Below are 11,254 nucleotides of genomic sequence, written 5' to 3' on the forward strand. Positions count from 1 at the left end.
CTGATTGTTTGAATTATGTAATAGATGGTTTGACCGGCGTAGACCCGGTCTGACCCCATTGCCAGACCTTTGTGGCGTAGTTAACAACCATAAAACAGGCAACGTATGAACGTTTTCTTAACCGGCGCAACGGGCTTCATCGGCTCGGCCATTGTGCAGGAATTACTTGGCGCAGGCCACCAGGTGCTTGGCTTGGCCCGCTCTGATAAATCAGCCCAGGCACTCATTGCCGCCGGGGCCGATGTACACATGGGGTCGCTGGATGATCTCGATAGCCTGAAGCGTGGCGCGGCGGCTTCGGACGGGGTTATTCACACGGCCTACAACCACGACTTTTCGCAGTACGTGGCCGCCGGACAAACTGACAAAGAAGCCATTGCTGCCCTTGGCAGTGCCCTGGCAGGCTCAGACCGGCCCCTCATTGTCACGGCCGGACTGGCTGGCCTGGTGGCATCGGGCGGTATTGGTACCGAAAATGATAACCCGGCCCCGTCACCCCGGCAGTCGGAAGATGCGGCGATGGCACTGGCAGCGCAGGGCGTGCGGGTCTCGGTGGTTCGCCTGTCGCCGTCGGTGCATGATGATGGTGATTATGGCTTCGTGCCGTTTCTCATTGGCATGGCCCGGCAAAAGGGGGTGTCGGCCTATATTGGTGACGGGCAAAACCGCTGGCCTGCCGTACACCGGCTCGATGCGGCGCACCTGTTCCGGCTAGCGCTGGAAAAAGGAGCACGTGGTGCCAAATACCACGGTGTGGGTGACCAGGGTATCTATTTCCGCGATCTGGCCGAGGTGATCGGGCGGCAATTGAACGTCCCCGTGGTGAGCAAAACCCCCGACGAAGCCCCTGCTCATTTCGACTGGATGGCTCGTTTCGCGGCCTTCGATATGGCGGCTTCCAGCACGCTCACGCAGCAACGGCTGGGCTGGACACCCACCCACAAAGGCCTGCTGGCTGATTTGGAAGAGGGGACGTATTTTAAGGGGTTTAAACGTACCACGGACTGAAGTCCGTGGTACGTTTAAACCCCCGTTCCTGCCTAACTTAAGCCCATGAACCGTACGCTTTACTGCATGGTCCTCTGCCTGCTGCCCGTTCTGGCCGGGGCACAGACCGCTTTCACCCACGCCGACACCCTGCGCGGCAGCATCACGCCCCAACGCGCCTGGTGGGATCTGACGTATTACCACCTCCGGGTGCGGGTTTCGCCCAATGATAGTACACTTAGCGGCAGCACCACCATTCAGTACACCGTGCTGAAACCCAACCAGACTTTGCAGGTTGATTTGCAACGACCACTTCGCGTGGCCAAAATTGAGCAAAACGGGCAGCAGCTTACCTACCGGCAGGAGGACGACGCCTATTTCGTGACGCTCCAGAAGCCACAGCAAACCGGCCATTCTGAGCGGCTGACGGTGTTTTACGAAGGTAAACCCCGCGTGGCCAAACGCCCGCCCTGGGACGGTGGCCTGACCTGGGCGCGGGACACTACCCGCCAATGGTTCATCGCCACGTCGTGCCAGGGGTTGGGTGCCAGCGCGTGGTGGCCCTGCAAAGACCACATGTATGACGAGCCCGACTCCATGCGTATCACCGTTACCGTGCCCAACCCGCTCGTGGATGTCTCGAACGGACAACTGCAGGGAATTGTCGAAAACGCCGATAGTACCCGCACGTTCGACTGGCTGGTGCGTAACCCGATCAACAATTACGGGGTCAATATCAACGCCGCCACCTACGTGCATTGGACTGATTCTTATGCGGGTGAGAAAGGAAAACTGCCCCTGAATTTCTACGCCCTGCCCCAACATGAGGCACAGGCGCGGAGGCAGTTTGGGCAGGTGCCGCTCATGCTGAAGGCCTTTGAACACTGGTTTGGGCCGTATCCGTTCTACGAAGACGGCTATAAACTGGTGGAGGTACCCTACCTAGGCATGGAGCACCAAAGCTCGGTGACCTATGGCAACGGTTTCAAAAACGGCTACCGCGGGCGCGACCTGTCGGGTACCGGCTGGGGGCTGCTCTGGGATTTCATCATCGTGCATGAGTCAGGCCACGAGTGGTTTGCCAACAACATCACCTATCGCGACGTGGCCGACATGTGGATTCATGAGAGCTTCACCAACTACTCGGAAAACCTGTTTGTGGAGTATTACCACGGCAAGGCCGCCGGGGCGCAGTATGTGATCGGGTGCCGAAAAAACGTGCGCAACGACAGCCCGATTATTGGCACCTACAACGTGAACAAGTCCGGGTCGGGCGACATGTATTACAAGGGCGGCAACATGCTTCACACCATCCGGCAACTGGTGGGCGATGATGAACAGTGGCGGCAGATCCTGCGCGGGCTGAACAAGACCTTTTACCACCAAACCGTCACTACAGCCCAGATTGAAGGGTTTTTAAGCGAAAAATCGGGCCGGAACCTGACGCCCATCTTCGACCAGTACCTTCGCGATACCCGCATCCCGACGCTGGAATACCGCCTTCAAAAAGGCACCATCCAGTACCGCTGGGCCGACTGCTTGGCCGGGTTTGATATGCCCGTGCCGGTTTGTCTGGGTGATGCCGATACCTACCAAAACTTGCACCCCACCACTGCCTGGCAATCTTTTCCGGCCAAGGGGAAACCCGCCAGCCTGAACGTCGACGCTGATTATTACGTGACTGTGCGGAAAGTGAGGTAGGGCGTCTTCTGTTTGCCGTCTTCTGTTGCTTCGCTCAACATAAACTACCTGCAATACGCGCCACCCCGGCAGAACGTAGGCACCAGCAACAGCGATTTCTGCCGCCAGTTGTCGGCTTGTTTCACCCACATGATCAGGTACGCACCGCGTAATTCCACCGGGCCGTCGGGTTCGTTCCATTGCTCCCGCCACGTACCCGCTTCATGCTAAAGGAGGAGACCACCAATAACTACGTGCCTTCCTGGCTGTAGTTACGGATTTGGTCGCCGTTTGCTGATGAATACATCTTCAAACACGTAGGAGGACTGGTAAATAAACTGGCCGCTGTAGCTGAAATGAATGGATGGCCGTTCAAACTCGTAATCGGCTTGTGGGTTTGAGCCAAACAGAACCGGCATGTTCGTGAGGTTGATTATTCTTCGTTCTCGTGCCCCAAAGACACTTAGGTCGAAGGTGCGGGCTTGTGGACTAAGGGAGATGATAATGGTATGAGCGGTTTGGTTATTTAAGGTGCCGATCAGTTGACTGGTGTTCTCATTGCCCACATCTCGAACTAGCATCAGCCGTCCATCCGTCATAATTCGGAACCGGGTTACCCAAAGAGATTGAATACCCTGAACGTCAATTGTCATTTCACCCACTACAGGGCCGAGTTTAGCCGTCCAATAAAACCAGGTAGTCTGATCATAAGTAGACCGAATGCCTTTGAAGTTCAGCCAACTGTCGAACACTCGTACCTCTCCCCTTGAATTCATATTCGTGAAGACTAATGCTTTCTGACCCGGAGTGAAGGTAGATGTCTGCACTCGTAGCCATGGACTAATAATGGCTTTGTAAGCAACTGAATCACCAACCGGAGCGCCGGGCAGATCTTTTGTTGGCGCAGTGCCAATAGCGTCGCCCTCGAACGTAGCAACGAGTAGATTCGTAGTTCGGCAGGCCGACAGCGAAAGAAGCAACAGGCCGGTGCGGAGAAGCGTACCTAGTTTCATTTCTTCGTATCGGTTTCGGCCACGAGGGTCATGTTGCCGAAAGGCCGCATAAACGCGATGTCCGCCAGCCATTGTCCCTTCTCTTTGCGCCACGTCCGTATATACGCCCCCTCGTGGTCGATGTGCTTGTTATCGGGCAGGCTGTCGAAACTCAGGTTGAAGGTGCCGTATTCATAGGCTATGGCAGAGGTAGATTGGGCAAAAGCAGCCCCGCCGGTCAGGCATACGAGAAGCGGAAGCAGTTGAGTTTTCATGGATTGTTCTGGTTTTAAAATGTATAGATGAGAATGGTACTTAGTGATGCGTTAGTCTTTCTCCCAGATGAAGCGCAGGCTTTTGCCCATCTTGGTGTGTAAGTCTTTGGGCGTGTTGTACATGCCTGTGTGGATGCCTAAGAATTTGGCTTTCGAGATAAGAAAGCTGCCGCGGTTAGCCTGTGCCAGCGTGAGCGTGATTGTTACTGGACCCGCCCGGTCACCTTCTGTTTCGAGTCGGCCACCAGGAACGAGTCGGCAATCGCCGTCCAATACACTGACCCGTTTCCACCAACGAACAGGCGGCTGCGCCTCAAAACTGATGATGAGCCTGCGGGGGTCCTGAATAGGCGTTTCGATGAGCCGGATGCGGTCTTCGCCATTAATTTCCTGCGTTGGGTTAGCGGGCGTGGCAAAGTCCGACCACATAATGGCGCGGTCAACCCCGCAAAAACCACCACGGGAGTGTAGCAATCGGCAACCCGTCAGCATCGACAGGATTACCAGGATCAGCGTGCGTTGACCACGCTGTTTCGACGAGATAATGGGTCTGTTGTTCATCTTGAGCGTGGATTTATGCCCAATACTACACCCCAATACATGACCCCATCTTGATGAATGTACCGCTGGCAGGTTTACCCGGACGGTTGGCTACAATGACTTACCACCTGAGCGAACGGCTGGGACTTTAGCAGAGTTGGCAGTGGCTACTGCCAACTCTGCTAAAGTCCCAGCCGTTCCAGCAGTTCATCTTTGCGGCGGCGGGATATGTCGATGACTGAGCCGTCGGTGAGTTCGAGCTGACCGCCGTCGGTGCGGAGATACCGGCGCACGTGCGACAGGTTGACGAGGTGTGAGTTGTGGACCCGGAAGAAATTGTAGTCGGCCAGCAACTCGTCGTATTCGCCGAGGTTTTTCGATACCAGCACCGGACGGCCCGCCGTGAGGTGAAATTGGGTGTAGTTCCGGTCCGATTCGCAGCGGACGATCTCGCTGATTTGCACAAACAACAGGCCCTCCTGCGTGGGCAGGGCCAGTTTGTTGAGCGACTGACTCTGATTTTTGAGGTTCTCGAAAAAGACTCGGTACTGCAACATAGTGTGTTGCAAAGCCTGCTCTTGCTGCGCCCGCAACACGGCCTGCTGTAGCTCGGTCAGGTCGATGGGTTTCAGCAGGTAGTCGAGCGCCGAAAACCGAATGGCCCGGATGGCGTAATGGTTGTAGGCGGTGGTGAAAATCACCGAAAAGTTGACCGTGCCCACGCTATCGAGCAAATCGAAGCCGTTGAGGTGGGGCATTTCGATGTCTAGAAACACCAGGTCGGGGTTCTTTTCGTTAATCGCCGCCAGCCCGTCATAGGCCGACGTACACACACCCACCACCTCCACGCCGGGTAAGTGGCTAAGCAACAGCCGGAGCGTTTCGGCACTGTTGGGTTCGTCGTCGATGAGCAGCGTACGGAGCATACGGTTAGGGTGTTAGCACGGGTAAATCAACCACCACGCGTGTGCCAATGGCCTGACCCGTGTCGTCGGTGAGGTCGGTAACCTGAACGTGGCTGTTGCCGGTGGGGTCGTTGGTGAGCAGGGCAAGGCGTTCGGTGGTGATGCCCATCCCCGCCGACCGGTGCCGGGTACGGTGAGCGCTTTGGTAGGTAGCCGCTGCCTGCCGACCCACCCCGTTATCGTCGATAAGGCAGCGTAAGCTACTGTCAGATAATAAGTTAAACGAAACTTGAATGTGGCCATGGCCTTCGGGTTTGTGCATCAGACCGTGCCAGATGGCGTTTTCCACGAAGGGCTGAATCATCAGGCAGGGAATAGCTATGTCGTAGGCATTGATGGCAGAATCCAGTACGAAGGCATAGGTAAACGGCTGACCAAACCGCAGCGATTCAAGCTCCAGGTACACCCTCAGCATCTCGATTTCGCGTTGCAGCGACACCGTCGGCTCCCGCGACTGCTCCAGATTGAAGCGCATCAGCCGGGCAAATTTGGTGAGGTAGCCCGCCGCCGCGAGGGGGTCTTTGGCTAGAATAAACTGCTGGATGGAGTTGAGCGAATTGAACAGAAAATGCGGGTTCATCTGGCTACGTAGGGCACTCAATTCCAGTTGGAGGACCCGATTTTTGGTTTGTTCCGTTTCCCGGACACTGCTTACGAGCCGCTCCTGTGCCTGCGCCGTTTCGCGCCGGTAGACGTTGATCCGGTCAGCGAGGGCGAATGAAAGTAGCACTGTTTCGAGCGCAACGCCAATAGTTACAGTGCTGGTAGTCAGTAGATTGACGGGGAGCCAGCCATTAACTCGGCCCAGGAATAGTAGTGTGGCGAGCAAAAGCACAGTCCAGGCCAACATGTAGAAACGGGCCTCTTTCAGGCCTCGGCTAAACAGGTAGACACCCAGGCCGAACAGGTATATGGCGGTGGCACTAATCAAGACCTGCATACTCACGGTCATGGCTAGGCGTAAGTCGAACCACCGAAACAGCACCGGCACCAAACAGGCCACCAGCAGCACCCGGATGCCCTTGTCGAGGCGCGGAGCATGACGGGGCGTGTTCAAAAACCGTTGCGCAAATAGCAATGCGCTGGCCAGCATGACACAGAGTGCGTAGCTGACGTATAACGGGAAAGCGGGCAGATAGCGGTCGAAAATAAACTCGTTGAGGTAGCCCTGGAAATCGGTGGAGACAACGCCGGTGAGTACGTAGAGCACATAAAACAGGTACACCCGGTCGCGGATGACCAGCAGGAGACAGAAATTATAGCCCGCCATGGCGAACATTACGCCAAGCAGCAGGCCCGCCAGCAGGTCTTTGGGGTGGCTTTCGGTGGCTACCTGCTGGGCCGTCACCAACCGCAAGGGGATCACCAGGGGCATGTTGTTTTTCACACGCAGGTAAATCGTGGCCGTGTCGCCGGGGCGGTCGGTGGAGGCAAAGGCGCGGAAATAGCGTAGATTGTTACGAAGGTCTTTTTGTTTTGGCGGGTAAAACAACCCCTGCCGTTGCCGCCGTACTGAATCGGTCCGTGAGGAAGTGCCGAAGAACGAAATGTCTTCGATGAGGTGGTTTGTCGATTCCAGCAGCCAAGCGTCGGGGTTGTTGGCCCGGATGCGTAGTCGCAACCATAAAGCAACAGGCGATGAGCCAAAATTGGGCGTTCCGGGGCCGTAGGGTCGAAATAGACCTGCCCGGTCGGCCAATAGAGCCTGGGTAAACGTGGCCGTGGCCGCCGTATCGAGCCAGACAGCGGGCAGGGGGCGGGGCGTGTAGCCGTCGTGTGGTGCGGTCAGGTGCAACACGGGTTGTCCAACACCCGAAAGCCAGCCCAGCCACAGACTTATCAATAGGCCAAATCGGGTCGGGAAGGTCATGGTTGAGTTTGGTTGGATGCCCGGATACCGCTGCTGTCTAAATTAGTAAAAATCGTATCGTAATTGACTACATCGTTACCGGGTAGTTCACTGGACGGAGTTTACTTTTGACCTAACGGTTGGCTGTCAAACTACTCTAACGCGCATGAACGCATCGGTTACCTGGACGGGTGTCTACCCCGCACTGCTCACCCCTTTCACAGCCCAGGACACCCTGGACGTTTCTCTTTTCGAGAAAAACCTTCACGCTCAACTCGATGCCGGAGTGCACGGTTTCATCATCGGCGGCTCACTGGGTGAGGCCAGTACGCTGGAAAACGACGAGAAAATAGCCCTGCTGCAATCGGCGCTGGGCGTGTGCCAGAATCGGGTGCCGGTGCTGGTAAACATCGCCGAGCAGGCCACCCGGCAGGCTGTGGCCCGCGCCCACGAGGCCGAAGCCAACGGGGCCGATGGCCTGATGCTGCTGCCCCCCATGCGCTACCCCGCCGACGCCCGCGAAACGGTCATGTTCTTCAAAGCAGTAGCTGGGGAAACGGCCCTACCCATCATGATCTACAATAATCCCTACGATTACAAGATCATGACTACCGTCGCCATGTTTCACGAATTGGCCGAACACGCCAACATTCAGGCTGTAAAAGAATCGACCCGCGATTTGACCAACATTACCCGGATGCGTAATGCCTTCGGTGACCGGTTCAAGCTCATGGGCGGCGTAGACACCCTGGCGCTGGAGGCCCTGCTGCTAGGCTGCGATGGCTGGGTGGGTGGCCTGGTCGATGCATTTCCGCAGGAGACTGTGGCGATTTATGATCTCGCCAAAGCCGGGAAAGTGGCCGAAGCCCTGGAAATCTACCGCTGGTTTATGCCCCTGCTCGAACTCGATATTCACCCCAAACTGGTGCAGTACATCAAGCTCGCCGCCACCGCCACGGGTATCGGCTCAGAACACGTCCGCGCCCCACGACTGCCCTTAGTCGGCGAAGAACGCGCTCAGGTACAGGCGGTTATTGATAAAGCCATGGCTGTAAGGCCAGTGGCTTTTATAAGTGGTAAGTGCTAAACGCTAAGTGGTAAGTTTGCTTCCGCTAGCGTAATTGCTCTGGCGGAAGCAAACTCATCACTCACCACTCATCACTCACCACTAATTCATGTCCACAACCCACTATTTCTGTATCGACGCGCATACCTGTGGCAACCCCGTGCGGGTGGTGACGGGCGGTAGCATTCCGTTTCTGGAAGGGGCTACGATGAGCGAAAAACGGCAGCATTTCCTCCGCGACTACGACTGGATCAGGCGGGGGCTGATGTTTGAACCACGCGGCCACGACATGATGTCGGGCAGTATCCTCTACCCACCTGCTGACCCCAAAAATGACGCGGGGGTGCTGTTTATCGAAACGTCGGGTTGTTTGCCCATGTGCGGGCACGGCACTATCGGCACGGTTACGGTGGCCATTGAACAGGGGCTGATTTCGCCAAAAACGCCGGGCATACTGCACCTGGAAGTGCCGGCCGGGCTGGTGCGGGCCGAATACCGGCAGGAGGGGCAGAAGGTGACGTCGGTGAAGATTACGAACATCAAATCGTACCTCGCCGCCGAAGGCCTCACCGTAGACTGCCCCGACCTCGGCACGCTCACCGTCGATGTGGCCTACGGCGGCAACTTCTACGCCATCGTTGACCCCCAGCCAAACTTTGCCGGGCTGGAAAACCACACCGCCGACCAACTCATCAGCTGGGCGCGGACCATGCGACAACGGATGAACGAGCAATACACCTTCGTGCACCCCGACAACCCGACCATCAATGGCCTGAGCCATATTCTCTGGACGGGCAAACCGCTACACCCCACGTCTACGGCCCGCAATGCCGTTTTTTACGGCGACAAAGCCATCGACCGCTCTCCCTGCGGCACGGGCACGTCGGCGCGGATGGCGCAGTGGTACGCGCAGGGACGTCTGAAACCGGGCGATGTTTTCGTGCATGAAAGCATCATCGGCTCGATCTTCAACGGCCGCATCGAAGCCGAAACTGAATTGGCTGGGAAGTCAGCCATCACTCCCAGTATTGAAGGATGGGCCAGAATCACCGGCTACAACCACATTATCCTGGACGATGACGACCCGTATGTGCATGGGTTTCAGGTGATATAAACGTTTTTAAACATGATCGGCATTATTGGTGGGGGTATCATCGGGCTTTGCTCGGCGTATTATTTGCAGAAGGCGGGGTATCAAGTCACGATTTTCGACCAAAACCTGCTGGGCGACGGTTGCTCTACGGGCAACGCCGGTATGATTGTGCCCAGCCACATTGTGCCGCTGGCGCAGCCGGGCATGATTGCCAAAGGCATGCGCTGGATGCTGAACTCGACCAGCCCGTTCTACGTCAAGCCCCGCCTCAGTGCCGACCTCATGCGCTGGGGGTGGCTCTTCTACCGCCACGCCACCCCCGAACACGTGGCGCGGGCCATCCCGCAACTTCGCGACCTGAGTTTGTTGAGTAAACGGCTTTATCAGGACCTGGCCGCAAATGGAGACCTGGCCTTTGAGTGGCAGGAGCGGGGCCTGCTGATGCTCTACAAGACTATCGCCGCCGAGCACGACATGGCCGAAGAAGCCGACGTGGCCAACCGTGCTGGTATTGATGCTCAGGTACTTACGGGTCAGCAGATTCAGGACATGGAACCTCACACCCGCGTCGACGTGCGCGGTGGTGTGCTCTACCCCGGCGACGCGCACCTGAACCCCAACGAATTGATTGGCTCACTGGTGGCGTACCTGCGCGGCGTGGGCGTCACCATCCTGGACGGGCAGGCGGTAACGGGCTTTGGCAAGACCGGGTCGCGTAAGACCGGGTCGCTGATTACATCGGTGCAGACCAGCGCGGGGGCCTATGATGTAGACGAACTAGTGGTAGCGGGCGGGGTGTGGTCGCCGGAGCTGGCCAGGCTGCTGGGCATCAGCCTGTCGTTGCAGGGTGGCAAGGGCTACAGCTTCATGCTCCGCAATGTGATGGGCAACGTGCAGATACCGGCCATTATGCTCGAAGCCCGCGCCACGGCCACCCCCATGGGCCATGACTTGCGCTTTGCCGGTACGCTGGAAGTGGCCGGTACCGACCTGACCGTCAACATGAACCGGGTGCGGGGCATTGTGCAGTCGATTAATAAGTACTATCCTGATATTCAAGTGGGTATACCCGCCGTAGACACCGTTTGGCGCGGCCTGCGGCCCTGTTCCCCCGATGGCTTGCCTTACATCGGTCGCTCGGAACGGCACGACAATGTGGTGCTGGCCACGGGCCACGGCATGATGGGCCTGAGTCTTGGCCCCGCCACAGGCAAGCTCGTCAGCGAACTAATCGGCGGTGCCACCAGCAGTATGGATATCAGCGGCTTCCGGCTCAATCGCTTTGCCTGAACATCCGTTTTTGGTATCTTTACCTATGGCCGAGAAACGCAAGATCACTACGCCCGACGGGCTGGTGGCTGACCCACCCCGCGATTATTTCGAGGACGTGTATGCCGTGGTGCGGCAGGTGCCACGGGGGCGCGTAACCACCTACGGGGCCATTGCGCAGTACCTAAGCCTGCGGGCGGGGGCACGCATGGTGGGCTGGGCCATGAGCAGCAGCCATACCCGCGAAGACGTGCCCGCCCACCGCGTCATTAACCGCCTCGGCGTGCTGTCGGGCAAAAACTTTTTTGGCTCACCTACCCGTATGCAGGAACTCCTCGAAGCCGAAGGCATCCACGTCGAAAATGATCAGGTTGTCGGGTTTAAAGAACTGCTGTGGGATCCTTCTCTAGAACTGAACTGATTTACGATGTACGAATTACGAATTACGATTTATTGCTGTCGCATGGGTTTGCTCTACAGCAAAGGAGTGCGACAGCAATAAATCGTAATTCGTAATTCGTACATCGTAAATCCCTTC

Annotated in this window: 11 protein-coding genes; 6 read left to right on the top strand and 5 right to left on the bottom strand. The window is 57.0% G+C overall.

The genetic code is table 11. The features are described from left to right. The first annotated feature begins 105 nt into the window (after positions 1–105). Together J2I48_RS03415 and J2I48_RS03420 are read left to right on the top strand one after the other, a co-directional pair. On the top strand, positions 106–1,008 hold the full coding sequence (locus J2I48_RS03415) for an SDR family oxidoreductase (protein WP_207333989.1): 903 nt from the start codon (positions 106–108) through the stop codon (positions 1,006–1,008). A 45-nt stretch (positions 1,009–1,053) separates the two neighbouring features. Further along, positions 1,054–2,688 (top strand): M1 family metallopeptidase, encoded by a 1,635-nt coding sequence (locus J2I48_RS03420; RefSeq protein WP_207333990.1) that lies wholly within the window; start codon positions 1,054–1,056, stop codon positions 2,686–2,688. A gap of 251 nt (positions 2,689–2,939) precedes the next feature. Here the strand turns inward: J2I48_RS03420 and J2I48_RS03425 are convergent, their stop codons facing one another. The 5 genes from J2I48_RS03425 to J2I48_RS03445 all read right to left on the bottom strand — a co-directional run bounded on the left by J2I48_RS03425 (position 2,940) and on the right by J2I48_RS03445 (position 7,309). Then, complete coding sequence (locus J2I48_RS03425; RefSeq protein ID WP_207333991.1) at positions 2,940–3,680, bottom strand: hypothetical protein; 741 nt, start codon at positions 3,678–3,680, stop codon at positions 2,940–2,942. Next, positions 3,677–3,934, bottom strand: a complete 258-nt coding sequence (locus tag J2I48_RS03430; protein ID WP_207333992.1) for a hypothetical protein — start codon at positions 3,932–3,934, stop codon at positions 3,677–3,679. The genes J2I48_RS03425 and J2I48_RS03430 overlap by 4 nt, the downstream gene beginning before the upstream one ends. Positions 3,935–3,985: 51 nt before the next feature. Continuing rightward, positions 3,986–4,495 carry a hypothetical protein gene (locus tag J2I48_RS03435; protein WP_207333993.1) on the bottom strand — a complete coding sequence of 170 codons (510 nt, stop codon included), beginning with the start codon at positions 4,493–4,495 and terminating at the stop codon, positions 3,986–3,988. Positions 4,496–4,656: 161 nt separating this feature from the next. After that, complete coding sequence (locus J2I48_RS03440; RefSeq protein WP_207333994.1) at positions 4,657–5,400, bottom strand: LytR/AlgR family response regulator transcription factor; 744 nt, start codon at positions 5,398–5,400, stop codon at positions 4,657–4,659. Between the two features lie 4 nt (positions 5,401–5,404). Next, complete coding sequence (locus J2I48_RS03445; protein ID WP_207333995.1) at positions 5,405–7,309, bottom strand: 7TM diverse intracellular signaling domain-containing protein; 1,905 nt, start codon at positions 7,307–7,309, stop codon at positions 5,405–5,407. 145 nt (positions 7,310–7,454) lie between these two features. On the opposite strand from J2I48_RS03445, the gene J2I48_RS03450 reads away from it, so the two are divergent. The 4 genes from J2I48_RS03450 to J2I48_RS03465 all read left to right on the top strand — a co-directional run bounded on the left by J2I48_RS03450 (position 7,455) and on the right by J2I48_RS03465 (position 11,137). Next, complete coding sequence (locus tag J2I48_RS03450; protein ID WP_207333996.1) at positions 7,455–8,375, top strand: dihydrodipicolinate synthase family protein; 921 nt, start codon at positions 7,455–7,457, stop codon at positions 8,373–8,375. 88 nt (positions 8,376–8,463) lie between these two features. After that, positions 8,464–9,468: a 4-hydroxyproline epimerase gene (locus tag J2I48_RS03455; protein WP_207333997.1), complete on the top strand. Its 1,005-nt coding sequence runs from the start codon at positions 8,464–8,466 to the stop codon at positions 9,466–9,468. Positions 9,469–9,480: 12 nt separating this feature from the next. Continuing rightward, entirely contained in the window at positions 9,481–10,737 is a 1,257-nt protein-coding gene (locus J2I48_RS03460; protein ID WP_207333998.1) for an NAD(P)/FAD-dependent oxidoreductase, read from the top strand. Positions 10,738–10,762: 25 nt separating this feature from the next. After that, positions 10,763–11,137 carry an MGMT family protein gene (locus J2I48_RS03465; protein ID WP_207333999.1) on the top strand — a complete coding sequence of 125 codons (375 nt, stop codon included), beginning with the start codon at positions 10,763–10,765 and terminating at the stop codon, positions 11,135–11,137. The last annotated feature ends 117 nt before the right edge of the window (positions 11,138–11,254 follow it).

Origin of the sequence: Fibrella aquatilis (assembly GCF_017353255.1) — a bacterium.
Taxonomy (GTDB): Bacteria; Bacteroidota; Bacteroidia; order Cytophagales; family Spirosomataceae; genus Fibrella; species Fibrella aquatilis.